Annotated in this window: 30 protein-coding genes and 1 pseudogene; 10 read left to right on the top strand and 21 right to left on the bottom strand. The window is 75.2% G+C overall.

What is annotated here, in order from left to right:
• Positions 1-323: 323 nt before the first annotated feature.
• On the bottom strand, positions 324-1,049 hold the full coding sequence (locus ACQRUO_RS17470; protein ID WP_428316857.1) for a helix-turn-helix transcriptional regulator: 726 nt from the start codon (positions 1,047-1,049) through the stop codon (positions 324-326).
• Positions 1,050-1,171: 122 nt separating this feature from the next.
• Here ACQRUO_RS17470 and folE point away from each other — a divergent pair, with 122 nt between their 5' ends.
• From folE to ACQRUO_RS17455, 3 genes are all read left to right on the top strand, one after another.
• Positions 1,172-1,840, top strand: coding sequence for a GTP cyclohydrolase I FolE (gene folE, locus ACQRUO_RS17465; protein WP_428316856.1), 669 nt, complete (start codon positions 1,172-1,174; stop codon positions 1,838-1,840).
• A gap of 114 nt (positions 1,841-1,954) precedes the next feature.
• Positions 1,955-2,482 carry a COG4315 family predicted lipoprotein gene (locus ACQRUO_RS17460; RefSeq protein ID WP_428316855.1) on the top strand — a complete coding sequence of 176 codons (528 nt, stop codon included), beginning with the start codon at positions 1,955-1,957 and terminating at the stop codon, positions 2,480-2,482.
• A gap of 49 nt (positions 2,483-2,531) precedes the next feature.
• Positions 2,532-3,020, top strand: a complete 489-nt coding sequence (locus ACQRUO_RS17455; RefSeq protein WP_428316854.1) for a hypothetical protein — start codon at positions 2,532-2,534, stop codon at positions 3,018-3,020.
• A 29-nt stretch (positions 3,021-3,049) separates the two neighbouring features.
• Here the strand turns inward: ACQRUO_RS17455 and ACQRUO_RS17450 are convergent, their stop codons facing one another.
• The 3 genes from ACQRUO_RS17450 to ACQRUO_RS17440 form a co-directional block, all read right to left on the bottom strand.
• Positions 3,050-3,511: a CBS domain-containing protein gene (locus ACQRUO_RS17450; RefSeq protein ID WP_428316853.1), complete on the bottom strand. Its 462-nt coding sequence runs from the start codon at positions 3,509-3,511 to the stop codon at positions 3,050-3,052.
• Positions 3,512-3,599: 88 nt separating this feature from the next.
• The gene (locus ACQRUO_RS17445; RefSeq protein ID WP_428316852.1) at positions 3,600-5,099 is read right to left on the bottom strand and encodes a carboxylesterase/lipase family protein; all 1,500 of its coding nucleotides are present in this window, start codon (positions 5,097-5,099) and stop codon (positions 3,600-3,602) included.
• Positions 5,100-5,327: 228 nt separating this feature from the next.
• Positions 5,328-5,951 (bottom strand): TetR/AcrR family transcriptional regulator, encoded by a 624-nt coding sequence (locus ACQRUO_RS17440; RefSeq protein WP_428316851.1) that lies wholly within the window; start codon positions 5,949-5,951, stop codon positions 5,328-5,330.
• 224 nt (positions 5,952-6,175) lie between these two features.
• Between ACQRUO_RS17440 and ACQRUO_RS17435 the strand changes: the two genes are divergently transcribed.
• The gene (locus tag ACQRUO_RS17435; protein ID WP_428316850.1) at positions 6,176-6,634 is read left to right on the top strand and encodes a hypothetical protein; all 459 of its coding nucleotides are present in this window, start codon (positions 6,176-6,178) and stop codon (positions 6,632-6,634) included.
• A gap of 37 nt (positions 6,635-6,671) precedes the next feature.
• On the opposite strand, the gene ACQRUO_RS17430 is transcribed toward ACQRUO_RS17435, so the two are convergent.
• The 9 genes from ACQRUO_RS17430 to ACQRUO_RS17390 form a co-directional block, all read right to left on the bottom strand.
• Positions 6,672-7,049: an STAS domain-containing protein gene (locus ACQRUO_RS17430; RefSeq protein WP_428316849.1), complete on the bottom strand. Its 378-nt coding sequence runs from the start codon at positions 7,047-7,049 to the stop codon at positions 6,672-6,674.
• Positions 7,046-7,276, bottom strand: coding sequence for a DUF6296 family protein (locus ACQRUO_RS17425; RefSeq protein ID WP_428316848.1), 231 nt, complete (start codon positions 7,274-7,276; stop codon positions 7,046-7,048). The genes ACQRUO_RS17430 and ACQRUO_RS17425 overlap by 4 nt, the downstream gene beginning before the upstream one ends.
• 73 nt (positions 7,277-7,349) lie before the next feature.
• Positions 7,350-7,622, bottom strand: a complete 273-nt coding sequence (locus ACQRUO_RS17420; protein ID WP_428316847.1) for a hypothetical protein — start codon at positions 7,620-7,622, stop codon at positions 7,350-7,352.
• A 2-nt stretch (positions 7,623-7,624) separates the two neighbouring features.
• A complete protein-coding gene (locus tag ACQRUO_RS17415) occupies positions 7,625-8,365 on the bottom strand; it encodes an ATP-binding protein (RefSeq protein ID WP_428316846.1) in 741 nt (246 codons plus the stop codon).
• Positions 8,366-8,369: 4 nt separating this feature from the next.
• Positions 8,370-8,585 carry an STAS domain-containing protein gene (locus tag ACQRUO_RS17410; protein ID WP_428316845.1) on the bottom strand — a complete coding sequence of 72 codons (216 nt, stop codon included), beginning with the start codon at positions 8,583-8,585 and terminating at the stop codon, positions 8,370-8,372.
• Between the two features lie 176 nt (positions 8,586-8,761).
• Positions 8,762-9,052 carry an acyl carrier protein gene (locus ACQRUO_RS17405; protein WP_428316844.1) on the bottom strand — a complete coding sequence of 97 codons (291 nt, stop codon included), beginning with the start codon at positions 9,050-9,052 and terminating at the stop codon, positions 8,762-8,764.
• 262 nt (positions 9,053-9,314) lie between these two features.
• Complete coding sequence (locus ACQRUO_RS17400; RefSeq protein WP_428316843.1) at positions 9,315-10,265, bottom strand: hypothetical protein; 951 nt, start codon at positions 10,263-10,265, stop codon at positions 9,315-9,317.
• Between the two features lie 50 nt (positions 10,266-10,315).
• On the bottom strand, positions 10,316-10,630 hold the full coding sequence (locus tag ACQRUO_RS17395; RefSeq protein ID WP_428316842.1) for a hypothetical protein: 315 nt from the start codon (positions 10,628-10,630) through the stop codon (positions 10,316-10,318).
• A gap of 76 nt (positions 10,631-10,706) precedes the next feature.
• Positions 10,707-11,072: a DUF488 domain-containing protein gene (locus tag ACQRUO_RS17390; RefSeq protein ID WP_428316841.1), complete on the bottom strand. Its 366-nt coding sequence runs from the start codon at positions 11,070-11,072 to the stop codon at positions 10,707-10,709.
• A gap of 156 nt (positions 11,073-11,228) precedes the next feature.
• Here ACQRUO_RS17390 and ACQRUO_RS17385 point away from each other — a divergent pair, with 156 nt between their 5' ends.
• On the top strand, positions 11,229-12,074 hold the full coding sequence (locus ACQRUO_RS17385; RefSeq protein ID WP_428316840.1) for a uracil-DNA glycosylase: 846 nt from the start codon (positions 11,229-11,231) through the stop codon (positions 12,072-12,074).
• Here the strand turns inward: ACQRUO_RS17385 and ACQRUO_RS17380 are convergent.
• Positions 12,034-12,537, bottom strand: a complete 504-nt coding sequence (locus tag ACQRUO_RS17380; protein ID WP_428316839.1) for a metallophosphoesterase family protein — start codon at positions 12,535-12,537, stop codon at positions 12,034-12,036. The two genes, ACQRUO_RS17385 and ACQRUO_RS17380, sit on opposite strands and share 41 nt — an antisense overlap.
• A 228-nt stretch (positions 12,538-12,765) precedes the next feature.
• Here ACQRUO_RS17380 and ACQRUO_RS17375 point away from each other — a divergent pair, with 228 nt between their 5' ends.
• On the top strand, positions 12,766-13,950 hold the full coding sequence (locus ACQRUO_RS17375) for a glycoside hydrolase family 3 N-terminal domain-containing protein (RefSeq protein WP_428316838.1): 1,185 nt from the start codon (positions 12,766-12,768) through the stop codon (positions 13,948-13,950).
• A gap of 123 nt (positions 13,951-14,073) precedes the next feature.
• On the opposite strand, the gene ACQRUO_RS17370 is transcribed toward ACQRUO_RS17375, so the two are convergent.
• The 4 genes and pseudogenes from ACQRUO_RS17370 to ACQRUO_RS17355 all read right to left on the bottom strand — a co-directional run bounded on the left by ACQRUO_RS17370 (position 14,074) and on the right by ACQRUO_RS17355 (position 16,757).
• Positions 14,074-14,622, bottom strand: a complete 549-nt coding sequence (locus tag ACQRUO_RS17370) for a GNAT family N-acetyltransferase (protein WP_428316837.1) — start codon at positions 14,620-14,622, stop codon at positions 14,074-14,076.
• 78 nt (positions 14,623-14,700) lie between these two features.
• Positions 14,701-14,871 (bottom strand): annotated as a pseudogene (locus tag ACQRUO_RS17365) (dihydrofolate reductase family protein); the annotation flags it as partial.
• Positions 14,872-15,121: 250 nt separating this feature from the next.
• The gene (locus tag ACQRUO_RS17360) at positions 15,122-15,802 is read right to left on the bottom strand and encodes a ribonuclease H family protein (RefSeq protein ID WP_428316836.1); all 681 of its coding nucleotides are present in this window, start codon (positions 15,800-15,802) and stop codon (positions 15,122-15,124) included.
• A 313-nt stretch (positions 15,803-16,115) separates the two neighbouring features.
• Positions 16,116-16,757: an endonuclease gene (locus tag ACQRUO_RS17355; RefSeq protein ID WP_428316835.1), complete on the bottom strand. Its 642-nt coding sequence runs from the start codon at positions 16,755-16,757 to the stop codon at positions 16,116-16,118.
• A gap of 341 nt (positions 16,758-17,098) precedes the next feature.
• Between ACQRUO_RS17355 and ACQRUO_RS17350 the strand changes: the two genes are divergently transcribed.
• Positions 17,099-17,863: an SDR family NAD(P)-dependent oxidoreductase gene (locus ACQRUO_RS17350; protein ID WP_428316834.1), complete on the top strand. Its 765-nt coding sequence runs from the start codon at positions 17,099-17,101 to the stop codon at positions 17,861-17,863.
• A 16-nt stretch (positions 17,864-17,879) separates the two neighbouring features.
• Here ACQRUO_RS17350 and ACQRUO_RS17345 read toward each other — a convergent pair whose 3' ends face one another.
• The 3 genes from ACQRUO_RS17345 to ACQRUO_RS17335 form a co-directional block, all read right to left on the bottom strand.
• The gene (locus ACQRUO_RS17345; protein ID WP_428316833.1) at positions 17,880-18,419 is read right to left on the bottom strand and encodes a GrpB family protein; all 540 of its coding nucleotides are present in this window, start codon (positions 18,417-18,419) and stop codon (positions 17,880-17,882) included.
• Between the two features lie 76 nt (positions 18,420-18,495).
• Positions 18,496-19,563 (bottom strand): tetratricopeptide repeat protein, encoded by a 1,068-nt coding sequence (locus tag ACQRUO_RS17340; protein ID WP_428316832.1) that lies wholly within the window; start codon positions 19,561-19,563, stop codon positions 18,496-18,498.
• A gap of 174 nt (positions 19,564-19,737) precedes the next feature.
• Positions 19,738-23,025, bottom strand: a complete 3,288-nt coding sequence (locus ACQRUO_RS17335) for a CHAT domain-containing protein (RefSeq protein WP_428316831.1) — start codon at positions 23,023-23,025, stop codon at positions 19,738-19,740.
• A gap of 120 nt (positions 23,026-23,145) precedes the next feature.
• Here ACQRUO_RS17335 and ACQRUO_RS17330 point away from each other — a divergent pair, with 120 nt between their 5' ends.
• The 3 genes from ACQRUO_RS17330 (at position 23,146) to ACQRUO_RS17320 (ending at position 25,148) form a co-directional block, all read left to right on the top strand.
• Positions 23,146-23,715: a GNAT family N-acetyltransferase gene (locus ACQRUO_RS17330; protein ID WP_428316830.1), complete on the top strand. Its 570-nt coding sequence runs from the start codon at positions 23,146-23,148 to the stop codon at positions 23,713-23,715.
• A gap of 84 nt (positions 23,716-23,799) precedes the next feature.
• Positions 23,800-24,243: a hypothetical protein gene (locus ACQRUO_RS17325; protein WP_428316829.1), complete on the top strand. Its 444-nt coding sequence runs from the start codon at positions 23,800-23,802 to the stop codon at positions 24,241-24,243.
• A complete protein-coding gene (locus ACQRUO_RS17320) occupies positions 24,240-25,148 on the top strand; it encodes a hypothetical protein (protein WP_428316828.1) in 909 nt (302 codons plus the stop codon). The genes ACQRUO_RS17325 and ACQRUO_RS17320 overlap by 4 nt, the downstream gene beginning before the upstream one ends.
• Positions 25,149-25,151: the final 3 nt, after the last annotated feature.

Raw genomic sequence — 25,151 nt, 5'->3', positions numbered from 1 at the left:
CCCCCCCCCCCCCCCCCCCCCCCCCCCCCCCCCCCCCCCCCCCCCCCCCCCCCCCCCCCCCCCCCCCCCCCCCCCCCCCCCCCCCCCCCCCCCCCCCCCCCCCCCCCCCCCCCCCCCCCCCCAACCCCCCCCCCCCCCCCCCCCCCCCCCCCCCCCCCCCCCCCCCCCCCCCCTCCCCCCCCCCCGCCGCCGGCGTCTCAGAGCACCCGCAGCCACTGGGTGTAGTTGCCGTCACGGGTGCCCATGATCAGCGAGTTGCCCGCGGCCCTGGTGTAGCCGCCCGTGGCGGAGGAGGGGATGACATGTCACGCAGCGCCGGAAGGTCAAGCCCCGCTGAGGACGACGCAGCACTCGCCCGCCCGGGGGGCGAGCTCCGCCCGCACGCCGGCGGCGTCGAGGCCCTCGAGGTAGCCGGCGAGGAAGGCGTGGTTCAGCCCGCAGACCAGCTCGGGGGTCTGGGTCGCAAGCGGGTGGAACGGGCAGTTGTGCAGCCTGACCCGGGTCGGGCCCTCGCGGACCGGCTCGTACCCGTGGGCGTCGAGCATCCGCTCGCACAGGGTCAGCCCGCGCTCCGCGCCGAGGCGGCCCGGCCGGCTCTGCGCACGCTGCTGCTCGCCGAGGCGCCGGCCCCGGGTGGCGGCGGCCTCGGTGGCGGCCTGGGCAGCGGTGCGACCGGCGGTCTCACCAGTGACTCCCGCCAGCAGGAGTTCGGCGAGGAGTTCGTGGCGGCGGTCCGGGATGGTGACGGCGATCTCGGCGTCGGTGGGCTCGTAGACCTTGGGCCGGCGGCCGACCCGGCGCTCCGCGTCCGGGGCCCCGTACCGGGCGCGGAGCAGGCCGGCGTCGACCAGCTTGTCCAGGTGGAACGCGGCGAGCTTGCGGGAGATCCCGATGCTGGCCGCCGCCTCGTCGCGCGTGACCGGACGCCCGGCCCGGCGGATGAAGGCGTACATGCTCCGGCGCGACGGGTCGCCGAGCACGCTCACCGACTCGATGCCGTCCAGGGCATCGACGCCGGTGCCCTCCGGGGTCGCGCGGTCACTGGTCACGCTCCCCAGGATATCTCCAGCACACCCTGTCGGAACCGATCAGAAGCCCTGGTTCTTGACGATCCAGGTGAATAAAGACAACACTGGTTGGTGAAAATCACGCACTGTCGGAGGTGCCTGAGATGCCCACCTCGCCCCGCCCCTTCGCCGACGCGGACCCCCTGGACCACCCGCCCGACCACACGCCCGACCACCCGCGCCGCCCCCTGCACGTCGTCCACGACACCGGCGGCGTGGACCTCGCCGCCGCCGAGGAGGCCGCCGCCCGGTTCCTGGCGGCGCTCGGCATCCCCACCGACACGGAGAGCCTGCGCGGCACCCCCGGCCGGATGGCCCGCGCCTACGCCGAGCTGTTCAGTCCGCGCCCCTTCGAGCTGACCACCTTCCCCAACGACGAGGGCTACGACGAACTGGTGCTCGCCCGCTCGATCCCGCTGCGCTCGGTGTGCGAGCACCACCTGCTCCCCTTCGTCGGCACCGCCCACGTCGGCTACCTGCCCGGCGGGCGCATCCTGGGCCTGTCCAAACTCGCCCGCGTCGTCGAGCACTTCGCCTGCCGCCCGCAGGTGCAGGAGCGGCTGACCAAGCAGGTCGCCGACTGGCTCCAGGAGAACCTGCACCCCAAGGGCGTCGGCGTGGTGATCGAGGCCGAGCACACCTGCATGACGCTGCGCGGCGTCCAGGCCACCGGGAGCCGGACCCTCACCTCCACCCTGCTGGGCATCCTGCGCACCGACGCCCGCTCCCGCGCCGAGTTCCTGGCCTGCACGGGAGTGATGGGCCGGAACTGAACACAGCGGGCACCGCACCGGGTGAACGCCGGCACCCCCGGATCCGTACCGAAGGGTGGGCCGTTCACCAGGCCGCCGCACCGGAGCCGCGGCCCGCTGGAAGGAGCGTCCGTCATGCGACGTCTCGTCTGGGCAGCCGCGGCGCTACCCGCCATCGCCCTGGGTGCCGTGGCCTGCGGCAGCAGCGGCGGGTCCGGGGCCGCACCGGCGCCGGCCGCCTCCTCGCCACCGGCCGCCTCGTCCCCGCCGGCCACTTCTTCGCCGCCGGCCGGCGCCACCGGAGTCACCGTCTCGGTCCACGACTCGAAGCTCGGCATGATCCTGACCGACGGTCAGGGCCGCACGCTCTACCTCTTCGAGAAGGACAGCCCGACCATGGCCACCTGCGACGGCACCTGCGCCGTCGCCTGGCCCCCGCTGACCACCACCGGCACCCCACACGCGGGCGCCGGCGTGAGCGCCGCCGACCTCGGCACCGTCACCCGCGCCGACCACAGCATCGAGGTCACCTACCACGGCCACCCGCTCTACTACTTCGCCGGCGACCACAAGACCGGTGACACCAACGGCGAGGGCTCCACCGCCTTCGGCGCGGGCTGGTACGTCCTCGACCCGAACGGCAACAAGATCGACAACAGCTGACGGTCGAGGCCCCGCGACCAACGCGGCCGGACCCAAGGGAGACACCCCCGTGAGCACCGCCACCACCACCCACGTCCACCTGCCCCGGCATCCCTGGCCGATCACCGCCACCGCGCTGTGGCTGCTGCGCCTGCTCACCGCAGCCGGACTGGCCATCGACGCCTACGTGCACGCCGACCTGGCGCCGACCTACGACCCGATCAAGGCCACCGTCAGCCAGGGCGACCTCTTCCGCGCCGAAGCCGCGGCGGCCGCCCTCGCCGCCCTGCTGCTGCTCGCCCTGCCCCGCCGCCGCTCCTCCCGGGCGTTCGCCTTCGCCTGGGCGTTCGCCTTTCTCGTGGCGGCGGCGGGCGTCGCGGCCGTCCTGGTCTACCGCTACTTCGACGTCGGCGCCCTCGGCCCGCTGCCGAACATGCACGAACCGTTCTGGTACCCCGAGAAGACCCTCTCCGCCGTCGCCGAGGGCGCTGCCGCCGCCACCGCCCTGGCCGGCCTCGCGGTGGCCTGGCACCAGCGGCGCAGGATCACGCACGACTGAGCCGTCCCCGGGACCGCACCGGGCTCCTGCTACACGCTCCCCACCGCGGGCGCGCCGTGGATGTAGTGCTCCAGCTGGGAGATGGTGAACTGCTGGTCGGCGATCTGGCACTTGACCAGGTCGCCGATGGAGATGAGGCCGCTGAGCTCGCCGCCGTCGAGCACCGGCAGGTGGCGCAGGCGGTGCTCGGTCATCAGCGCCATGCACTCGTCGGCGGTCTGGGTCGGCTCCACGTAGCGCACCGCCGCGGTCATGATCTCCTCGACCCGGGTCTTCTCGGCCGACCGGCCGCGGAGTTCCACCTTGCGGGCGTAGTCCCGCTCGGAGACGATCCCGGCGATCTGCTGGCCGGCCATGACCACCAGCGCCCCGACTCCCTTCTCCGCCATCAGCCTGATGGCCTCGAGCACCGTGCTGTCCTTGCTGACCGTGTGCACGGTGCGGCCACCGTCGGGCTTGGCAGCGAGAATCTTCGCAGCAGTCAAGATCATGAAAGGTCTCCTTCGCTGGTTGGCCGATGCCTTGCAGCAGCTCATACCCAGCGGAGCCCCGACTGCCGAGCTCGGACGCACCCGTTCGTCAGAAGGTGTTCCAGAAACCGCAGTCGTGCTCGGTCCCCAGGTCGACCGTCCGCGCCGCTCCGGGGGCGAAGAGGCGCGCGGAGCCGGAGTTGGTGTCGGAGTTGGTGTCGGTGTCACCGTCACCGTCGCCGCCACCAGCGCCGTCGCGGAAGGCAGGCCACGGCCGGCCGGTGGTGGCGAACCGGGTCCAGGCCTGGATCATCCGCTCGGAGAGCTGCTGCTGCTCCGGCGAGAGGGCGGCCGACCAGGTGGTGAGGTCGAAGAGGTAGGGCAGCTCCGAGCCGTGGTACGCACCGTACGGGAAGCCAGGGGCGAGGCCCGGCTCCAGCGGGGCGTTCTCGTCGGCGAACTCGTAGCTGTGGACGGAGGTGTGACGTGCCAGCAGCTCCTCACCCGCCAACGTGGGGCAGGACCAGATCCGGTCGGTGGCCACCGTCGCCCAGGCGACCGCGGGCGACGGGTAGGCACCGACGGGGTACTGCGCCGCGACGGCGGCGGCCCGGTCGCCGAAGGCGGTGGCGAGCAGGTGCTGGTAGTCGTCCGTGGTGACCGGCCGGTAGCCGTTCAACGCGGCTGCCCAGCCCCGGTGTTCGTCGCGGTTGCCGCCTTCCAGGACGGGAACGCGGTGGAAGCGGCCGGCCTTCAGGGCGGCGGCGGGTTCGAGCGGGAGCAGCGGGGTGTCGTAGGCGGGCTTGGCGAACCGGCCACCGCCCGGCCCGGCCAGGTCCGCGTCCATCAGGTCGGCGGCCGGCCGCCGGCGCAGGCACTCCACGGTGGTGCAACCGAGCGTGGTGGCGAAGGCGCTGCCGGTGGCCTCGACGGCGGTGCGGGTGGTCCACGGGGAGCCGGCGCGCATGCCGGGGAAGAACAGGCCGTCCGGGTAGTCGATCAGGCAGGAGCCGCTCTGGATCACCGCCTTGTCGAACAGGCCGGTGGCCGACGGCGAGGTGAGCTGCGAACAGACGCTCATGCCGCCCGCGGACTGGCCGGCGAGGGTGACGTTGTCGGGGTCGCCGCCGAAGGCGGCCGCGTTGTCGCGCACCCAGCGCAGGGCGGCCTGCTGGTCGGCGAGGCCGAAGTCCCCGGAATCGGCCAGGCCGGGATAGCCGAAGCCACCGAGGACGCCGAGCCGGTAGTTGACCGTCACCACGACCACGTCACCGCCGACCACCATCCGGTGCGGGTCGTAGTCGCTGCCGGCTCCGGTGCTGAAGCCGCCGCCGTGCAGCCAGACGATCACCGGCCGGTGCTCGGCCCGGGCCGGGGCGGTGACGTCGAGGTAGAGGCAGTCCTCGCTGCCGAGCAACCGCTGCGGGGCCGCCGCCTGGAGGCACGGGCTGCCGGGCGCGGTCGCCTGGCGGATCCCGGACCAGGCCGGCGCGGGCTGCGGGTCGTGCCAGCGCAACGGGCCGACGGGCGGGGCGGCGTACGGGATGCCCTGGAAGCTGCGGTAGCCGGGCTGCGAACTGCCCTGCACCAGGCCGGAGTCGGTGGCCACCAGAGTGCCACCCCGGCCGTGGCCGCGAGCAGTGGAGTCGGCGGCACCGGCGGATGCGGCTGGTAAGCCGAACACCGCCAGGGCCGCGGCCGTCACGAGGATCGGAAGTCGTGCGAGCGCCATCGGGCAGCCCCCTGTCTGTCAGACCGGCCAACTGGCGATGACGTTACAGGTGTATCAGTTGGGCGGGCAATGGGGTTCCGGTCGCGGGGGGCTGCCCGGGAACGCTCAGGGGCCGGGCTGCGGCGCGGGCCGGCGGAACAGGTCGACCAGGTGGTGGTGCAGGATCGCCAGCGCGGCCTCCCCGTCGCGCTGGCCGCCCAGCACACTGGAACCGAGCCCGTTGGCCAGCGCCAGCAGGGCGCCCGCGGTTAGGTCGGGATCGCGCTCGACGCTCACCTCGCCGGCCTGCTGGGCAGTGCGGAGCTGCTTGGCCAGGAAGGATTCGAGCATGTCCGGATAGCTGGTGCCGTGCTGCTCGGCCAGCTTCGGCTCGCTGAGCACCAGGGTGTAGTAGGCCGCGTAGGTACGGGTGATCCGGCGGCTCTCGTGGTCGGTCGGCAGCAGGCAGGAGAGGATCGCGGTGACCGTGCGGCGCGGCTCCGGCGGACTGCCGGCGGCCGCGATCCAGCGCTGCATCCGCAGCTGCAGCTGAGCGCTCAGCCGGGCCAGCGCGTCCATCAGCAGCTCTTCCTTCGTATGGAAGTAGTACTGCACCTGACGCAGCGACACCCCGGCCTCGGCGGCGACCGTGCGCATGCTGGCGGCCTGCAGCCCCTGGGTGTCCGCGATCCGCAGCAGGGCCTCGGCAATCTGGGCACGCCGCTGCTCGTGATCGACACGGGTGGGCACGTCGCAACACCTTTCCTGGACTGATACAACTGTATCCGCATGGCCACCGCAGGCGATCAGGCGGCCAGGACTCGGCGAGCGCCTTGATCCCGTCGAGGGTCCTCCCACCGTGCCGTCGCACCGCTGCGCCATTGCGCCACCGCACACCGTAGCGGGCCGGCCCGCCGGCCCCGCCCGCCGGTTCCCCCCGCGGAAGCCGGGTAGGCGCACCGCCGGGACATCCGATGAGCCTGCCCGTCTTCGCCGGCAACGTCCTGGTCCGGCTCCAGGACGGCACCGAGGACGTGGCCGAAACGGTGCTCGACGCGCTGGAGGCCGCCTTCCCCACCCGCACCGGGCGAGGGCGGAGCCACGTCGGCAACGTCTGGGAGGCGCCGCAGGTGCTGACCCCGGAGGGAAAGTGGACGGTGGCCAGGTCCGGGATCGACGCCGCCCGGCCGGCAGCCGGAAGCGGCCCGGCGGTGATCTCCTCGCAGGCGTTCGACACGCTCGGCGCCCAGGGCCGGTCCCGGCCGGTTCCGTTGAACGGTGGCATCACCGCCACCGTCCTCGGTGCTCCCGCGGACGTCGAGCGGATGGCAGGCGTGCTGGCCGAGCTGTTCCGGGCCGAGGAGCGCGGCCGGGCGAAGAACGGACCGCAGCTGGAGGCCCGGCTACGGCTGGCCCCCGCCGCCGGGGCGTAGTGCCCGGCACCGCGCAGGCGTGCTGCCCCGCCGGGCCTCAGCCGGCGGCCGCCTCCGGGGGTGCCTGCGGGTCGACCTTGAAGACCTGGTCGGCACCGGCGACGTCCAGCAGGCGGGCCAGCTGGCCGGGGACGGCCGCCAGGCGCAGCTCCACGTTCTGTTCCTCCGCGATCAGCCGGGCGCGCAGCAGCAGGTTGAGGCCCGAGGAGTCGCAGAACCCCAGGCCGGTGCAGTCGACCACGACGGCCGTGGTGGCGTCCCCGGCGATCGCCCGGAGCAGGGCGATCCGCAGGTCCGGCGCGCTGTCGCGGTCCAGGTCCCCGACCGGCGCGACGACCCGCACACCGGGGTCCGCCACGCGGACCTCGACGGTGAGGGGCCGGGCACCGGGCCCGGGCTGCCGGGGTGCGGTCATGGCAGTTGCACCGCGTGCAGGCGGTGGTCCCGCACGGTGCCGTCGGCACCCAGCAGGCGGGCCACGTGGTCGGGCCCGATCACGGCTCGGGTACTCCCCTCGGTGTCCTGGTAGACCGGCAGGCCGGCCGCCCGTTCCGGGGTCCAGTGCACGACCACCGGCTGCGGCGGCATGTCCGAGCCGGGCGGCGCGGGCAGACTGAGCGCATAACGCTGGACGGGATCCACACCGCCATTTTCGCCCCGCCCCGCGCGAGACGGCACCTCCGGGCGGACCGAACCGGCACCGGGGCGGACCCGGTCACCAGCTGGGCTGGTCGCCGGGTCGACCGCCGAAGTACTCCCGCAGCCGCTGCACCGGCCCGTCTTCCAGCAGGGGCAGGCCGTCCAGTGCGCGCAGGTCGGCCGGCGGCAGCAGGACCTCCGAGCGGGCCCGGGGAGCCGTCGCGGCGTGGGTGTGCACCCGGCGGGCCCGGGCCACCGCCGACACCGAGGACGACACCAGCCTGGCCGCCGTCCGGATCAGCTGGTCCGCCGCCGCGAACCGGGCCGCGGCGGTGCGCTGCCGCTCCACGCTCACAACGGGCTCAGCCGACGGCCGAGTTCCTCCAGGTAGTCGTCGCCGTAGGCGGCCGCCACGTCGTCGAGGTCGATCATCGGCGGGATGTCGACCGTCGGCTGCCGCTCGGCGAGGAAGTGCGCCGTCTCGGCCACGATCCGCTCCTCGTCGGCGCCCGGCACGTGCAGCCGGTCGATGGTGTCCGCGGTGGCCTGGAAGCGGGAGGTGACCTCGTCACCGGTGGTGGGGAAACGCACCAGGTACTCGTGGTCGCCCAGCGGTTCGACCCTGATCTCGTCACTCATGACTGGCCTCTCTCCCACATCGGTCCGGCTCGCTCGGTTGCCCGGCATGGTGACCGCCGCCCAGACCGTCTTCCCCCCTTCCCACGGCCGACAACCCCAGTCCTCGGCCAAACGGGCGACCGCCCGCAGCCCGTGACCACCCGGCTGGGCCGGATCGCCCGGCGGGCGGGGCACCGGGCGCAGGTGGCTGCGGTCGGTCACCTCGACCCGGACCCGCCCCGCCCCGTTGTGCAGCGCGAGTTCGGTGGCGCCGCCGGCGTGCAGGCAGGCGTTGGCGACCAGCTCGGAGACGATCAGCAGCACGTCGCCCACCGAGTCCTCGCGGCGCTGGTCGAGGGCGGGCAGCCGGCCCCAGTCCGCCAGCGCGGCGAAGGCGAAGTCCCGACACCTGCCGACCAACCCGTCGACCGGGCCGGTCAGCGGCATCCGGCGGACCTCCTCCACGGTCGCCATCTCATCACGCCCCCGGTTCCAGCGCCCGGTCCAGGCTCGGGTGAACGGGGCAGACGCCGTCGACCCCCGTCAGCTCGAAGAGCCGGGCGACCTGCGGCCCCAGGGCGCACAGCTCCAGGCGCCGGTCCAGGGCGAGCGCGCGCCGGCGGGCGCGCAACAGCACGTTGAGGCCGGTGGAGTCGCAGAAGTCGACGCCCGCGCAGTCCACCAGGCTCCGCACCGGCCCTCGGGGATGCAGCGGTCCAGCGCCTCGCACAGCACCGCGGCGCTGTCGTGGTCCAGTTCGCCGCGCAGGGCGAGGACCCGGCTGTCGTCCAGCTCCCGAAGCACCACGGTCAGCCGCCGCGCGCCGCCGCCGTCGGTCATCACCGGCCTCCTCGTCTGCCGGGGCCGGCGCTACCCCGTGGTGCCCGAGCGCTCCCTGCTCAGCGGCCCCGCCACCAGCGGCCCCGCCGACGGGCTGCCGTTCGCCCGGGCCGTGAGCCGGTTCAGGAAGTCCTGGCACCGCCTGGCCCGGATGCCGTCCTGACGCATCATGGCGCGGAAGAACGCGGCGATCTCCTCCTCGCCGGCCGCCTCCGCGTCCTCGACGAAGCGGCGCAGGTCGTGGCCGGTCTTCAAACCGTGGTACTGAACCGAGATCAGGTCGTAGACGAGGTCCTCGAACCCCGTGTTCCTGGTGCCCATCGTCCGCTCTCCCTCCTCGACGTGGAGTCCCGCTCCTCGGCGCCTGCCCCGGGAGTGCGTCGGCAAACCGTGTACGGGTGGATTGAAGCCGCGTGATCGGGGCAGACCCTGGGCTGAGTCCGTTGTGATCGAGGAGGTGACGGAGATGGCCGGGATCAGGGTGGTCAAGCGCCCCGCTCCGCAGCGCCCGCGTCCGCCGCTCGACCTGCGGACCCCGTCGGGTCGCCCGTTGCCCTACTGAGCCACCGCTACTGACGGTACGTCAGCCACGGGTGCCAGGCTGCTGCGCTGCGCCGGCGGACCACCACAGCCGCGGATCGGGGTTGGCGGGAGCGGGCGGCGCATCGGCCGGAGCGCACGCGTCGGCCGGAGCAGACGGGTCGTCGGCGTACGGGCCGGCGTCGGTCGCGGGTTCCTGCTGGAGCCGGGCGAGCCGGGCCGCCATCGCGTCGGTGCGCTCCCGCAGCGCCCGCAGGTGCGCGGCGCGGTCCGGCTCGGCGGCCGTCGACGGCTCGGCCGGCGTCACCGGAACGCCGTGCTGCCGGGCGGTCGCGATCAGGCTCCGGGCCGACTGCTCCACCACCGTCAGGGTCGCGGCCGCGAACAGGCCGCCGCTCTGCACCCGCTCACGGCCGAGCAGGCCCTTGTGGACGATCTCCACCGGGATCGCCAGTTCGTCGAGCCGCTGCCCGACCGAGCCGTGCTCCAGGGCGGCCAGCACGACCGTGGCCATCGCCTCCGCCGCCTTGGTGACGATCCACTTGCGGCCCGGCACCGGCGGCAGCAGCACCCGCAGCCGGTCCACCTCCTGCTCCAGCGCCTGGGTCGTCATCACCTCGAAGGCGTTGCGGGTACGGATCCCGACGACCTTCTCCCAGGGGATCTCCTCCCCGTCGAAGCCCGCCGCGGCCGGTCCCAGCTGCACCGCACCGAAGCGGTCCAGGGCGCCCAGCGCCTTGTGCGCCAGGGCGGGCGTCTTCGGGTGGCGTCCGAGCAGCACGCCGATCGACAGCCGCCACGGCTCGACGACGGGGACCGGCGGCGGGGCGATCGAGGTCAGCGCGGTGTAGGCCCACGCACCGCGCGCCGCGCTCCGGGTGCCGCGCAGCACGGCCTCCCGGCCCGCCTGCGCGACCTGCACCGCCAGCTCCAGCAGCGAGTCCAGGTCCTCGGGGCCCTCCTCGAACTCGACGCTGCGGAACCCGTCGTCCATGTCCGTCCCCGTTCCTCGACCACCGCGCTCGTACCGGTCGCCGCGCGACTCTACTGGAGCGGCGTGATCCGCTCCCCACCGGGCGGCGCGGTGGCAGTGGCGGTGGCACGGTGCAGCGGATCGATCGGGTTCTCGGGGTCGACGGGGCTCCGGGCGGGCGCGGACGCACTGCTGGGCGCAGGTGCGGGCGGCGCCGAGCGGTCCGGCTCGCCGGTTCCCGTCCCGGACGGGGCGAGGGTGACCGCTGACGGGACGGTGCCGGTGGCCGGCGCGGGCCGGGGCTCCCGGTGCTGCGGGCCGCAGGCGGCCAGGGCGGCCGTCAGCAGGGCCACCGTGGCGGCCAGGGCTGCGCGCTGTCGGTTCATCGAACCCTTCCGCGGTCGGAGCGGCCTGCTTCGGTCGCGGCTTGGACCGCCGACGGCGCCGGACGGTTCCCCCGGGTCAGCTCCGCTTCCTGCCCAGCCACTCGGCGAGCACGGCCGCCTGGCTGTGGTCGACGTCCTTGGACGCGGTCAGCAGCGTGAGCCGGTCGTGGGCGGCGAGCTCGCGCAGGTGGCCGGCCGCCTCGCGGTGGGCGGAGTCCGTCAGCTCGGCGAGGTAGCGGCGGCGGAACTCGGCGAAGCGGCTCGGCTCGTGGCCGTACCACTTGCGCAGGTCGGTCGACGGGGCGACGTCCCGCAGCCACTCGTCCAGGTGCGCGTCCTCCTTGCGCATGCCGCGCGGCCAGATCCGGTCGACCAGCACCCGCTGCCCGTCCTGCGCGGAGGTTTCCTCGTAGACTCGCCGGTAACCGATCCGTGCGGCCATGACGGCACCCTTCCCGATCGATCGGCCCCGATCGGCCGGCTCCGACGCGACCGGGCCGCTCCCCCTCAACGGACGTCCCCCGACCGAGTCTATCGACGGGCGCCCGCCGGGACACCACCGCGAGCACCCCGTCCCCCCAGCAGCAGGAGGTCCCGGATGCGACCCGCCAGCAGCCACCCCGACCCGGCGGCGGCCGACTTCCCGGCCGTGACGGCGCCCCGGCTGGCCTCGGTGGCTGCGGTGGACGCGGCCGTGACCGGCTGCCGGGCCTGCCCCCGGCTGGTCGAGTGGCGCGAGGAGGTCGCCCGGGTCAAGCGCCGGGCCTTCCGGGACCAGGAGTACTGGGCCAGGCCCGTGCCCGGGTTCGGCCCCGCCGACGCCGCGCTGGCGATCGTCGGACTGGCACCGGCCGCGCACGGCGGCAACCGCACCGGGCGGGCCTTCACCGGCGATCCGTCCGGCGACGCGCTGTTCGCCGCGCTGTACGAGCTCGGGCTGGCCTCCCAGCCGACGGCCACCCACCGCGGCGACGGGCTGGCGCTGTCCGGGGTGCGGATCGTGGTGCCCGTGCACTGCGCACCGCCCGACAACCGGCCCACCACCACCGAGCGGGACACCTGCCGGCCCTGGCTGGCCCGCGAGTTGACGCTGCTGCAGCCGACCCTGCGGGCCGTCGTGGTGCTCGGCGCCTTCGGCTGGCAGGCGCTCTTGCCGGTGCTGGCGGACGCCGGGTGGCAACTGCCGCGGCCGCGGCCGGTCTTCGGGCACGGCGCCGAGACACTGATCCTCCCCGGGCCCGCAGTCGCCGGGTCCGGGCACGGCCGGGGGCTGTACCTGGTCGGCTGCTACCACCCGAGCCAACGCAACATGTCCACCCGCACGTTGACCCCGGCCATGCTCCGCGACGTGCTGGGCCGCGGAGCCGAACTCGCCGGGCTGGGCAGCCACGGCCCCGCGCCGGTCAACCGCGGGGCGGCAGGCGGTGCAGCGTCACCTCGGTGAGGCGGCCCTCGGCCAGCCGGGCCGTCAGGTAGGTCGCAAACGGCTGGCGGCGGCGGTCGGTCGGCGATCCCGGGTTGAGCAGCCGCAGCCCACCCGGCGCGGTGCTGTCCCACGGGATGTGGCTGTGGCCGAAGACCAGCACGTCCACCTCCGGGAACCGCGCCTCGCAGCGCTGCTCGCGGCCCGCGGCGGCCCCGGTCTCGTGCACCACCGCGAACCGGACGCCCTGGAGCTCGACCTGCGCGACCTCGGGCAGCCGGGCGCGCAGCGCGGGCCCGTCGTTGTTGCCGTACACCCCGACCAACCGCGGGGACCGGTCTGCCAGCAGGTCGAGGGTGGCGGTGTCGACCCAGTCCCCGGCGTGGAAGATCACGTCGGCGGCGTCGACGGCGTCGAGCAGCGGCGCGGGCAGGTGGCGCGCCCGCTTGGGCACGTGGGTGTCCGAGATCAGCAACAGGCGCACGGGCCCTCCAGCAGACTGGGTGGGACAGATTCTCCCCTGCTCACCGGGGCGCCGGTGGTGGCGGCCGGCGGTCCGGCACCCGGACGGCCGACAGCCGGGCGGCACCCGGATGGCGGACGGCCGGCTCGCCCAAGACGGTCGGTCCGGTGAGGCGGCCGGGCGCGCCTGTCGTGCGGCCCGGCGGGCACTGGGTAGACCCAGGAAGGCCCACACCGTTCGGAGGCAGAGATGGACCACCAGGGAAGCCCGCTCACCCGCCGCCGCACCCTGCTCGCCGGTGCCGGCCTGGCCGTCGCCGCGGCGGGGCTGCGACCGGCCGCAGCTGCCGGGGCCGCCGCCCCGGCCCGTCCGGCCACGCCGACCCGGCCGACCGCGCCGACCGGCCCGGAGACCCGCGCGGGATTCGGCCTGACGCCCCAGCAGCTCGCCGGGCAGCGGGTGATCTACTCCTACCCGGGCGCCACGGTGCCGCAGGACCTGCTCGACCTGATCGCCCAGGGTCTCGCGGGCGGCGTGATCATCTTCGGGCAGAACGTCACCAGCCTGGCCCAGATCACCGCCGCCGTCCAGCAGTTGCAGGAAGCCAACGCGCAGAGCCCGGTCGCTGCACCGCTGTTGGTGATGACCGACCAGGAGGGCGGCCTGGTCCGCCGGCTGCCCGGCGGCCCGGTCATGTCGCAGAAGCAGATCGGCGAGTCCGCCGACCCACCGGGCGCCGCCGCGGCGGCCGGCACCGAGGCGGGCCGACTGCTGCGCGGCGCCGGGGTCAACGTCAACCTCGCCCCCGTGCTGGACGTCTACCGCACCCCCGGGGACTTCGACGACCAGTTCCAGCGCTCGTACAGCATGGACCCGGACGTGGTCGCCGCCTGCGGCCGGGCCTTCATCACCGCCCAGCAGGACCAGCGGGTGGCCGCCACCGCCAAGCACTTCCCCGGTCTCGGGCCGGCCTGCGCCGACCAGAACACCGACGCCGGCCCGGTCACCCTCACCACCCCGCTGACCGAGCTCCGCGGCATCGACGAGCGCCCCTACGGTCCGGCGGTCGAGGCCGGGGTCGACCTGGTCATGGTCAGCTGGGCCGTCTACCCCGCCCTGGACCCCGACCGGCCCGCCGGACTCTCCCCCCGGGTGGTGCAGGACGAGCTGCGCCACCGACACCACTTCCACGGCGTCACCGTCACCGACGCGATCAACGCCGGCGCCCTCACCGCACTCGGCACGCCGCCGCAGAACGCCGTGGCCGCAGCACGCGCCGGCATGGACCTGATCCTGGACGCCACCCGCGACGTCTCGCAGGGCCTGGCCCTGGTGCAGGGCCTCGGCGACGCGCTCGCGAACGGCGACCTCGACCCGCGCGAGTTCCGCGCCGCGCTGCACCGGACCGTGCGGCTGCGCCGCAACCTGGCCTGAGCGCCGTGAGAACGAGAAGCGCACGGCGGAGATCGCGGCCCCCGCCGTCACCAAGGAGCGAGGCCAAGCAGCGCGACCTCAAGGGCCGTTCGACGATGAACGAGCGCGAACTCGCCCGTGCGCTCAGCCGGTCGGCGTGGCCGCGGACCAGAAGCCGAACCACTGCTCCGCGCCGTACTCCTCGAACCGCTCCACCTCGGTGAACCCCAGCTTCGCCGCGACGCGCATCGAACCCTCGTTGGCGGACTGGGTGGAGAGCACCACCGGCTCGTCCGGGAGCGCGCCGGCGAACCAGGCGAGGGCCGCCGCGCCCGCTTCGGTGGCGTACCCCCGTCCCCACGCCTGCGGCAGGAACAGGTAACCGAGCTCGGTCTCCCCGGCCTCCGGGCGGACGTGCCCCCGGCGCTCCGGGCCGCGCGGGTCGAGCGTGATCACGCCGACCATCTCCCCGTCGCGTTCGATCACGAAAACGCCGAAACGCCGCCCGGGCACCTCGGACATCGCACGCTCGAGCTCGTCGCGCGGCCGGGCGCCACCGACGTAGGTGCCCACCTCGGGCGAGGCGAACAGCTCGATGAACGCCGCACGGTCCCGGGCCTCGGACTCACGGAGCACGAGCCGCTCGGTCCGTATCGGGGCGGGTGGCCAGGCGACGGTTCCATGATCAGTCATGCCGGGAAACCTATCGCACGCCCGCGGCGCCGCCCCGGAGTTCGACGGTGAGCCTTCGGCGGCAACCCGGCGCTGTGCTCAGTGCCGCGTCTCGTACCTGGTCAGGACCACGCCGCCGGGAAGGGTCCGGGTCTCCACCAGGTTCAGGTGCACCCAGCCGTCCAGCGCGGTGAAGAACGGCGTGCCGCCGCCCACCAGGACCGGATGGGCGGCGATCACGTACTCGTCGATCAGCCCGGCGCGCATGGCCAGCGGCCGGGGAACGTCCGGCAGCTCGGCAGTGCCGGCGCGGACCTCGCCGTGCCCGGCCACGCGCACGCCGGCACCGAGCGGGGACGCACACCCGGTGGCGTGCCGGTGCACCGCGTGGGCCCGGACCGTGATCCGGCACGCCTTCGCCCGCTACGAGCCCCGCCCGGACCGCGGCTGTGCCCGCGCCCCGGCGCCCTGCGGAGCGCAGGCGCACCGCGCCGGTGGCGGGAGCCGGCGCGGTCAGGGGTCAGGCGTGGGCCTGGGCGCACTCCGGGTGGCCCCAGCTGGTGCCGACCTTGGTGATGGTGTCGCCCTTGGCGTAGGGGCGGGAGCACGGGCAGGTGCCGGGGAAGCGCGCGGCCAGGGTGCGCGAGCCGGTCGCAGGGCGCCGCTTGGCCGGCGACGACGTGCGGCGGGTGGCGGCGGGCGCGGCGGCGGCCGGGTCGGGCACCGGGAGGTCGGCGGCGGTCCCGCCCGCGTCCTGCTGGGTGCGGGCGGCGTCGCTGGCGGCCTTGTCCGCGATGGCGTTCAGCGGGTCGCCGTCGACCTGGTGAGCGGGGACGTACACGAAGGTGACGTCCCGGTCGGTCAGCAGCGCGTCGATGCGCTGGATCAGCTCCTGGTTGGCCACCGGCTTGCCGGCGGCGGTCTTCCAGCCGTTGCGCTTCCAGCCGACCAGCCACTTGGTCACCGCGTCGCGGGTGTAGGTGCTGTCCAGCCGGACCTCCAGCGGCACGGCGGGGTCGGTGGCCGCCAGCAGTTGCTGCAACGCCGTCAGTTCGCCGATGTTGTTGGTGCTGTGCCCGAGCGCCCCGGCCTGCCAGCGCTGCGGCACCCCGGCGCCGTCCGCGATGACGTAGGCCCAGGCGGCGGGGCCCGGGTTGCCCTTCGCCGCGCCGTCACAGGCTGCGATGACTCGTTCGTCCATGTGACGATCATGCCAGGTACCGGGGGCAAGGCCGGAATTCACCCGATCGGCCGGTCAGCAGTGCCGTGGCCGCCAGGGCGCTCCGGTCGTGCCCGATGCCGGCCGCGTCGAGCTGTTCCGTGGGGGTGGCGGAGCCGGGCATCGCGGTCACCGCGAGGTGGGCGACGGCGGGTGCAGCCGGCGGGCGGCGAGTCCGGCCGGCGCCTCCCACACCGAGCCGCGCGCCCGATCGCGACCTCGGCCGTGGGTGTGCGTGCGACGGCCGTCCAGGATTCCCCCGTTCTCGGTCAGCCGTCCTCGTCAGCGGTCCTCGTCAGCCGTCGCCGTCACCCTGGCCGTCCGCGCCGGACAGTCGGGCGCGTACCAGCGCCGCGGCCAGCCGGGCGGTGTCGCGGGGCGCGACCAGGTCCGCGAGGGCGTCCGGGCTGGCGGGCAGGTGCAGGGACCGGGCGCCGGCCAGCGCCATCCGGTCGAACGAGGGGCGCAGCTCGGGCCAGAGCACCTGCGCCTCGCGGCAGAAGATGTCCGCCCCGGTGGGGCCGATCCGGGGCACCTCCTGGAGCAGCCGGCGGACGGCGGACGGCGAGCCGCCCGCCTCGGCGCGCAGCCGGCGCAGGTCGCCGTGCCAGCGGTCCAGGACCAGCTCGGCCCCGGCGTGCAGGGCGGTGGCGGTGCTCTCGTCGTAGCGGCGGTAGTGGGCCCGGCCCAGCGCGTCGACGACCGCCTGCCAGTCGGCCCCGGCCATCGCCCGCGGGCTGCGCAGCCGGGCGCGGAAGAGCTCGCGGGCCGCGGCCACGGCGATCTCCGCCTTGATCCGGGTGGCGCAGAGCACCGCCAGCACCAGCAGCTGGTACAGCGGGACCGGGGTGTCGCGCAGCGTGATCCCGCTCTCGGTGGCGTACGTCCGGCCGTGCTCGTGCAGCAGCGTGCGGACCCGTTCGTCGGTCGTCGGCATGTGCCCTCCTTCCCGGACGCTACGCCTGCCCGGACGCCACGCCCGGGAGCGCGGGCCTCGGTGTCGACCTCACGCGTCGGAGTTGTTCGGCGCGGCGCCGGCGTCGGCGGGGCCGGACCCGGGCGTCCTGGTCGACGGAGCCGCTGCCCGGCGGCTTCGCCCGCACCTGGCAGTTCGTCGACGACGAGGAGAGCGGCGGCAGCCTGCTCGGCGTTTTCGTCGACGAGAACGGCTCGTGGACGGTAGCGCGGTCGCCAGGGTCCTGGAGTGCGACTGGCAGGGCCCTGAGCGGCCCGCCTACGATGCCCACGAAGATCACGCAGCGGCCGGGGGGGAGAACGGTGCAGGACCGAATCGCGGTGGTGTCCGGCGGGGGAACGGGGATCGGCAAGGCGATCGTCCGGGAACTGGCGCGCGAGGGGCACCGGGTGGTGATCCTGGGCCGCCGGGCCGAGGTGCTGGAAGCGGCCCGCGCGGAGATCGACGCGGCCGTGGGGGCGGCCCGGGTGGTCCCGCTGAGCGCCGATCTGACCGACGCCGAGCAGGTGGCGCACGCCGCGGCGGTGATCGCCGAGCTGGGGCCGGTCGACGTGCTGGTGAACAACGCCGGGGCCGTGATCACCGCTCCGACGGACGACAGCCTGGCGGCGCTGGCCCGGTCCTGGCGCCGTGACCTGGACACCAACCTGCTGACCGCCGTCCTGCTGACCACCGCGCTGCTCGAACGACTGCGGCGCCCCGGCGGCCGACTGATCGTGATCAGCTCCGCCGCCGCCCAGCGCGGCGGGGCGGGCTCGCACTCGGCGGGCTCGTACGCCGCCGCCAAGGCCGCGCTGCACGGCTGGGCCTTCGGGCTGGCCCGGCAGTTGGGGCCGGACGGGATCACGGTGAACGTGCTCGCGCCCGGGTACGTCGCCGACACCGAGATCTTCGGCGAGCAGTGGAGCGAGGAGTTCCACGCGCAGAAGATCGCCGACACCCTGGTCGGCCGCGCCGGCACCCCGGAGGACGTGGCGGCCGCCGTCGCCTACATCGCCTCCCCCGCCGCCGGCTACCTGACCGGCCAGGTGATCGGCCTCAACGGCGGTGCCGTGCTGGGCCGCTGAGCGAACGCCCGGTGGCTCACTTCTCCCAGACGGGCACCGACGGCAGGCCGCGCTGCGCGCGGGCCCGGTCGGTCAGCTCCTGGATCAGCTCCGTCTTGGCCCGCGCGTAGTCGCGCGGCGCCGTGCCGTCCCCGACGAGCTGCCACTTCAGCCCCGCGTACCGCGCCGCGGCCTCGGGGTGTTCGCACAGGAAGTCGCGGAGGATGCGCTGGTTGCGCGTCGGCCAGCTCGCCAGCGTCACGACGTGCAGCAGGTGGGTCCGGACGCCGTCGGTGGCGCGGGCGTAGAGCAGGCGGTCGGTCATGCCGTTGTGGTGGCGCCGGAAGCCGAGCCCGAGCAGTGCGTCCTCGTGCTGCTCGACGGCGTCGAGGTCCTCGGCGGCGGCCATCAGGTCGATGACCGGCTTCGCCGCCAGACCGGGCACCGCGGTCGAGCCGATGTGCTCGACCTCCGCCAACACCTCGCCCAGCGCCCCGCGCAGGTCCGCGATGGCGGCGGCCGCGAGGGTCGGCCAGGTGGGGTCGTACGGCACGATCTGAACGCTCGTCACACGCATGATCGCCATCATGCCACCCGCGCCGGCGGCGGCCCGGGCCGGCGGTGCTTCGAGGTGCCGTCGTGCGCCGGCCCGCTCAGGACTGCGGGCCCCGCAGCTGGTCGAGCTGTTCGCCCGTGCTCCGCGCCTGGGGGTGGTCGGGGCCGAGGATGCGGCGGTAGTCGTCGAGGCAGCGCTGGAGCAGCTCGCCGGCCTCCTGCCGGTCGCCCGTGTCGATCAGCACGTTGGCCAGGTTGTTCCGGGCGCGGACGGTGGCCAGGTGCCCGTCCCCGTGGCTCCGGGTCCAGGCCGCGAGGGTCCACCGCAGGAGGTGCGCGGCCTCCGCGTACCGGCCCTGGGCGTGCAGGAGCGCGGCGAGGCTGTTGCGGATCGAGCGCGAGAGCTCGTCGGTGCCCCTCCCGGTCCGCTCCTGGACGGCCAGGGCACTCCGCAACACGCGCTCCGCCTCCTCGAAGCGGTCGAGTCGGCAGAGCGCGGCACCGAGGTTGGCCCGGGGTTCCAGGAGACTGTCCTCGGGCTCCCCGCAGCGCTCCATCCGTCCGATCAGCTCGCGCAGTTCCCGCTCGGCCTCCTCCCACCGCTCGGCCTTGATCAGCGCTGCGGCATGGACGTTCGCGTGGGCGAAGACGTCCGGGTGGTCCGGGCCGCGCAACAGCCGCGTGCGCTCCAGAACGTCCCGGCGCAACGCGACGGCCTCGGGCGCCCGGTGGAGGTCCTCCAGCACGGCGGCCAGCAGGGCGGCGCTCTCCAGCGTGGCCGGATGGTCGTGGCCCAGCAGCTCGGCACGTCTGGTCAGGACGTCCCGGGCGCCCTCCTCGGCCCGGTCCAGCTCCCCCATCCCCCGGAACAGGGCGACCAGGACGGCCGTGGTCGCCAGGGTCTCCTCGTGGACGTACCCCAGGAGTTCCGCCTGGCTCCGGACGATCGCCGTGAGACGCTCACGCGCCTCCTCGCGGCGCTCCGGGAGCTCGGCCAGCGCCCGTGCGTGGTCGCGCAGCGCGGCCATGGTCTCGGGGTGCCGGAGCCCCAGGCGCGCCTCGAGGGCGTCGGCCTTGCGGGCGTACCACTCGACGGCTGACAGCGGATGCCGGACGAGCTCCTGCTCGGCACCGTCGACCTCCATCGTCAGGATCACGTGGCCCATCACCCGCTGCTCCGGCCCGGGCGGGAGCGCTGGCAGCGGCGTGGGCTCGGGGGCGGGATCCGGCTCGGGCCGGACCCGGGCCTCGGACACTTCTGGGCCCGGGTCCGGCTGTGAAGCCGCCTGTGCTCGGGGATGACGACGCCACCATCGGACCACGTGGATCCGCTCCTCTCGTCAGGCACCGGAGTGCACGTGGGCCGCCCACAAGCTGGGACTGCGGCCGAAGTCCGCCCGGCACTGCCGGACGGCGTGGTGCAGCGCGGCGGCGGACCGGTCGGCGTCCAGGCCCGGCGCGTCCGCGGGCCGGCCGGCCCGCAGGAACCGGTAGAACTCCCTGGCGACCCGCACCGCCACCACGTCGTGCACCGGCCACAGGGTGCCGATCGCGTGCGGGTAGCCGGCGATCTGGAAGGCGGAGGTGATGTGGATCGACTCGTCGGCCAGCCGCTCCGGGCCCCGCGCCGTCTCGCAGGCCGACAGCACCGCCAGCCTGGCCTCCGGCAGGTCGAGCCGGGAGAGCCGGCGCACCGTCAGCGGGCGGTCCCGGTGGTCGTGGACGAGCAGGCGGGCGTTCGACGGGTCGTCCGGGTCGCCCACGCCGTGGCAGGCGAAGTGCACGTACGAGTAGCCGGGCAGCACCCGCAGCACGCCGCCCAGCGTGGCCTCGGCCCCGCTGAGCACGTCGGTCGGCAGCAGCCGCCGCAGCTCCCGCACCTCCCTGCGCACGCCGCCCAGCGGGGCCGCGCCGGGCGTGTCGGGCAGGGCCACCGCCAGCAAGCGGCCGGCGGGGCGCGGGCGCGCCGCACGGTCTCGGGCGTAGGCCAGTGCGCGCACGGTGGGCGTGTACGAGGAGATCACCCGGTCGAGGACACTCTGCCGCGAGCCGTCCGCCGCCCCGCCGTGGCGGCCCGCCGCGTGCAGCGGCAGCGCCGCGAGCGCACCGCCGGGCGACCACCAGAGCCGCGGCCACGCGTCGCCCGGCGGCGCACCGAGCAGGCCGAGCGCATCGAGCACGGGTGCGGTGACGCAGTCCCAGGTCCAGGCCAGCACCTCGGCGATGTCCTGCTGGGCCCGCTGCTCCCCTGCCGGATCGGTGGCGGCGGCGAGCGCCCGGTCGAGTCGGGCCACCTGGTGCGCCACCGCCGCGGGGGTGGCCTGCGGCAGCGGTACCGTGCGCACTCCGCCCGGTGTCAGCACGAGCGCGTCGCTGCGGTACGCGCTGCAGTAGGCGAGCACGACGGGTCCGCGGTCGGCCGTGGCGAGCAGGTCGGCCAGCAGCGGGACGGCGAGGAAGTCGGCGAAGCCCGGCAGCTCGCGGATCCGGGTCAGCAGTTGTTCCCACGCGACGGCCAGGGCGTGCCGTTCGTCGACCACGGCGCCGGCGCCGCCGTGCTGCGCGTCCTCGGCGGCCAGGGCGTCGATCCGGTCGCGGAGCTCGAGGAACCGCTCGGCGAGCTCCGGGTGCGCGGCCCGCAGCGGCTCCCACGCGCCGCGCGCGGCGAGGGCCTGCCCGAGCAGGACCCCGCGGCCCTGCTCCAGCAGTCGGACCGCCTCCTCCGGGCGACCGGCGTTGACCGCGCAGGCAGCCGCGTCGGCGGCCAGGCCGTGCACGGTCGCGAGCCGGTACTCCTGGTCGCTGCGGGCCAGGCGTCGGGTGACGCCGAAGGGCAGCAGTTCGATCGCCAGCCGGTACCCGCGCAGGGCCTGCTCCCACCGGCCGCCGTGCGCCGCGGCCGCGCCGCCGTCGAAGGCCGCTCCGATCCGCCTGGACGCCGGCTGGGCGGGGATCGAGGCGCTCTGCCAGAAGGCGTCCTCGGCGGCCCGCAGCACCGCCGGGTCGCGGCCCGCCGCGTACAGGGTGCGCAGGGCGCGCGCGTAGGAGCGCAGGTGGTCCGCGTGGACCTCTTCCGTGTGGCAGGGCGCCCACGCCGCCCGGCCGAGCGTCGTGACGGCCTGCTCCAGGACCGCCCGGTCCCCGGTGGCCTCGGCCTTCGCGAGCAGTGTTCCGCCGAGGGCCTGCAGGAAGCGCGCGTGCCGGGCATCGCCGTACGCCGTGTGCGCAACGGCCTGCGCCCCGAGGTCCACAGCCTCGTCCAGGTCGGCCAGGTCACCGCTCGCCTCGAACCGGGCATGCAGCGCATTGCCGAGCTGGTTCAGCTGCTCGCCGCGCCCGGCCGGGTCGGCGGGGGTGCCGGCCAGGACCTCACGGGCGACCTCGACGGCCTCCTCCGCCGCCGTGCGGTCCCCGGTCCGCTGGTGCCAGCTCTGCAGGATGACACCGAGGTTGGCCAGGTTTGCGGCCGACAGGCCGGGCGGGAGCGGGGAGCGGCGCACCTGCCGGGCCAGGTCGACGGCCTCGCGCAGCGCGGCGAGGTCGCCGGTCTGCTGGTAGCGCTCCCGCAACGCGCCGGCGAGGTTCGCCATGGCGGGATCGTCCTGCTCGTCCGGCGGCGCCTGTGCCAGGGACTGTCGCAGGGCGTCGATGCCCTCGTCCAGCAGCTCCGCGTCGCCGGTCTGCTGGGCCGACCGGAGCAGAGCGTTGCCCAGACTGTTCAGGGTCGTGTGCTGGAACGGGCCACCGGGTGTGCTGTACCGCACCGCCTCGCGGAGCAGCTCGACGGACTCCGGCAGCAGCGCGGCGCCGTCGGTGTACTCCGCGGCGATCCGCAGCGCCACGCCCAGCCCGGCCAGGGCGACGAGCCGCGCGGGATCGTCCGGCGGGTCGTCGGGGGCCTCGGCCAGGGCGGTCCTGGCGACCCGGAGCAGCTCCTGGATCGCGGCCGGATCGGGCTGCTGCTCGATCCGGACCCTGAGCAGGTGGCCGAGGTTCTGCAGCAGCACCGGGCGGAGCTCCGCGCCGGCCGGGCTGAACGCCAGGGCAGTGCGCAGCAGTTCGACGGCCTCCTGCAGGTCAGCGGCTTCGCCGTGGACCTCGAACGCTCGGAGGCGGACCGTCGCCAGGTTCCCCAGGACCGCCGGCCGGCACGGGTCCGCGGACGGCAGCCGGCCCAGCGAGCGGCGCAGGATGCGTTCGGCGGCCGCCAGGTCGCGCGGATCACCGCTCTGCCGGCAGCGCGTCAGCAGCAGGGCGCCGAGGGCGTTGAGGACGGCCGGCCGGTTCTTGCACCGCGCCGGTGGGAGTTCCGCCGCTTCGCCGAGCGCGCTGACCGCCGCGGCGAAGTCCTCCTCCCGCCGCTCGTTCAGGTAGCGGTCGGCCAGCGCCTCGCCACGGAAGAGCAGGTCCTGTTCCCGGAGCCTGTCGGGGCCCGGGAACCGGTCGCCCAGCAGGATCAGTTCGTCCCGGTCCGGCACCCGGTGGAGGGCGGACCACCGCCGGTACAGGCACGTGCGGAGGTTCGCCGCGGCACTCACCCGGGCCCCCTCGTCGGCCGACGGCTCGGCGAGCGCAGCCCGGTACCGCTCGATGTCCGGGTCCAGCACATGCCGGTCCGGGTACGACATGGCCACCCCCCAGGTGTCGCACGATGGTTAACCATAACGACTTGGGGAGCGAGAGAGGCGAGTCCTCGGCCATGATGAAAACGCCTGGACCGTCGGACCCGCCTCGGCCATGCTCCTCACGTGACCACCTACCTCGAGTCCGAGCGCCTGACCCTGCGTCCCTTCGCCGCCGCCGACGCGGACCTGCTGATCGAACTGGACAGCGACCCGGCGGTGATGCGCTACCTGACCGGCGGCGCTCCGACTCCGCCGGAGGAGGTCCGCGACCTCGCCATCCCCAGCATCCTCGCCGGCTACGAGCGCTGGGATCACGACCTCGGCCTGTTCGCCGCGCACGAGAAGGACGCCGGCGCGTTCGTCGGCTGGTTCTGCCTGCGTCCGCTCCGCAGCGGCCCGCGTGAGGAGGCCGAACTCGGCTACCGCCTGCGCCAGGCGGCCTGGGGCCGCGGCTACGCCACGGAGGTCTCGCAGGCGCTGCTGGCGAAGGGGTTCGCCGAGCTCGGGATCCGCCTGGTCTGGGCCGAGACGATGACCGTGAACCGCCCCTCGCGCAACGTCATGGAGAAGCTCGGGATGACGCTCATGGAGAGCATCCCCACGCCGGACGACATGATGGCGGTCGAGGGTTCCGAGCACGGGGGTGTGCGGTACGAGATCACGAAGGAGCAGTGGGAGCGGCGGCAGGCATAGGCGGCATTCTTGTCGCTCCCCGAGCCGTAACCAACAACGGTGTCCCGGAAGGCCGTTATGCTGGCGGCACAAAGGGGGCAGGGGTTGAACCAGGGCGAGCAGGGTGGACCGGGAGAGCAGGGCGGGGAGCAGGCGGCGGGCCACGCGCGGCTGGGCGGGCTCTGCCGCCGGCTGGCCGCGTCGCGGGACGGTCTGGGGGCCGGCGAACCGGCGCAGCGGCTGGCCGAGTTCCTCGTCGCCGAGTTGCGCGGCGGCCGACCGCCGGAGGAACTGGAGGACTCCTTCGACGAGTTGGAGGAGCTGCTGCTGCTCGCCGGGCACAGCGCCGGGCTGGGCTCGTACCGGTCGGGGGCGGCCCCCGGCTACCAGCCGCTGCCCGGCGGCGGCCCCGGCCACCCGCTGCTGTACGTGCTCGCCTGCCCGCGCGGTCACTGCCCGCGGGTCGAGCCGCCGGCGGCGGACGGCGCGGAGTCCCCGCGCTGCCGGATCTTCGACCAGCCGCTGGGCGAGATCGCGTTGCGGTCGTGACCGCCTTCGTCTCCGCCCTCGGTGACAAGCTGGCCGAGCGGTGGCTGGCCCTGCTGGCCGTGCCCGGGCTGATCTACCTGGTGGCGCTCGGCACGGCCACGACGCTGGGCCAGCGCCACTGGCACGACCCGGCGCCGCTGCGCGCCCGGCTGGACGGCCTGGCCGCCGCGCCCGGCGCCCACAGCCCCGGCGTGATCGCGGTGGCCGCGGTCGCCGTGCTGGCCGGCGCGGCGGCCACCGGTGCGGCTGCCCAGGCGCTGGGCGGGTGGGTCGAGCAGGCCTGGCTGATCGACGTCCGCGGCCCGCTGACCCGCCGCCTCGCCGCGCGGCGGCTGCGCCGGTGGCAGCAGGCCGACGGTCGGTACCGGGCGGCACTGGTCGCGGCCGGGCGGGCCAGGATCGGCCACGCGGACGACGCCGGCGCGCTCGCGGACGAGGCGGAGCGGCACTTCGCGGCCCGCAACCGGATCGGGCCCACCGCACCCCGCCACGCCTTCCGGACCGGCGACCGGATCGCCGCTCCCGAACAGCGCGTCTGGCGCGCGTACCACCTGGACCTGGCGGTGGCCTGGCCGCACCTGTGGCTGCTCGCGCCCGACGGTACCCGGGCCGAACTGGACGGCGCCCGCACCGCGTTGGCGTCGGCGGCCCGACTGGTCGCGTGGGGCGCGGGGTACGCGGTGCTGGCCGTGTGGTGGTGGCCGGCCGCACTGATCGGCGCCCTGACCGCCGCGACCGGCGTGACCCGTGGGCGCGCGGCGGCGGCCTCGTTCGCGGACCTGGTCGAGGCGCTCGTCGACCTGCACGGCAGGGACCTGGCTCTGGCCCTCGGCGTGGAGTGCGAGGGCGGCCTGACCCGCACGGTGGGCGAGGCCGTCACCCGGGCGCTGGGCAAGCCCGACTGAGCC

This window comes from Kitasatospora sp. LaBMicrA B282 (assembly GCF_050325825.1).
Classification (GTDB): Bacteria; Actinomycetota; Actinomycetes; order Streptomycetales; family Streptomycetaceae; genus Kitasatospora.
The sequence above is the reverse complement of the archived record's forward strand: the minus strand, read 5'-3'. Positions and strand labels throughout refer to the sequence as shown.

Bases quoted from the DNA above. Each gene is read 5' to 3' on its own strand.
- ACQRUO_RS17340 (WP_428316832.1), bottom strand. From the start codon at position 19,563: ATGGGCCACGTGATCCTGACGATGGAGGTCGACGGTGCCGAGCAGGAG.
- ACQRUO_RS17360 (WP_428316836.1), bottom strand. From the start codon at position 15,802: ATGGACGAACGAGTCATCGCAGCCTGTGACGGCGCGGCGAAGGGCAAC.
- ACQRUO_RS17450 (WP_428316853.1), bottom strand. From the start codon at position 3,511: ATGATCTTGACTGCTGCGAAGATTCTCGCTGCCAAGCCCGACGGTGGC.
- ACQRUO_RS17335 (WP_428316831.1), bottom strand. From the start codon at position 23,025: ATGTCGTACCCGGACCGGCATGTGCTGGACCCGGACATCGAGCGGTAC.
- ACQRUO_RS17370 (WP_428316837.1), bottom strand. From the start codon at position 14,622: ATGACTGATCATGGAACCGTCGCCTGGCCACCCGCCCCGATACGGACC.
- ACQRUO_RS17375 (WP_428316838.1), top strand. From the start codon at position 12,766: ATGGACCACCAGGGAAGCCCGCTCACCCGCCGCCGCACCCTGCTCGCC.
- ACQRUO_RS17390 (WP_428316841.1), bottom strand. From the start codon at position 11,072: ATGGCCGCACGGATCGGTTACCGGCGAGTCTACGAGGAAACCTCCGCG.
- ACQRUO_RS17405 (WP_428316844.1), bottom strand. From the start codon at position 9,052: ATGGGCACCAGGAACACGGGGTTCGAGGACCTCGTCTACGACCTGATC.
- ACQRUO_RS17430 (WP_428316849.1), bottom strand. From the start codon at position 7,049: ATGACCGCACCCCGGCAGCCCGGGCCCGGTGCCCGGCCCCTCACCGTC.
- ACQRUO_RS17400 (WP_428316843.1), bottom strand. From the start codon at position 10,265: ATGGACGACGGGTTCCGCAGCGTCGAGTTCGAGGAGGGCCCCGAGGAC.
- ACQRUO_RS17385 (WP_428316840.1), top strand. From the start codon at position 11,229: ATGCGACCCGCCAGCAGCCACCCCGACCCGGCGGCGGCCGACTTCCCG.
- folE (WP_428316856.1), top strand. From the start codon at position 1,172: ATGCCCACCTCGCCCCGCCCCTTCGCCGACGCGGACCCCCTGGACCAC.
- ACQRUO_RS17460 (WP_428316855.1), top strand. From the start codon at position 1,955: ATGCGACGTCTCGTCTGGGCAGCCGCGGCGCTACCCGCCATCGCCCTG.
- ACQRUO_RS17355 (WP_428316835.1), bottom strand. From the start codon at position 16,757: ATGCCGACGACCGACGAACGGGTCCGCACGCTGCTGCACGAGCACGGC.
- ACQRUO_RS17415 (WP_428316846.1), bottom strand. From the start codon at position 8,365: ATGGCGACCGTGGAGGAGGTCCGCCGGATGCCGCTGACCGGCCCGGTC.
- ACQRUO_RS17395 (WP_428316842.1), bottom strand. From the start codon at position 10,630: ATGAACCGACAGCGCGCAGCCCTGGCCGCCACGGTGGCCCTGCTGACG.
- ACQRUO_RS17345 (WP_428316833.1), bottom strand. From the start codon at position 18,419: ATGCGTGTGACGAGCGTTCAGATCGTGCCGTACGACCCCACCTGGCCG.
- ACQRUO_RS17435 (WP_428316850.1), top strand. From the start codon at position 6,176: ATGAGCCTGCCCGTCTTCGCCGGCAACGTCCTGGTCCGGCTCCAGGAC.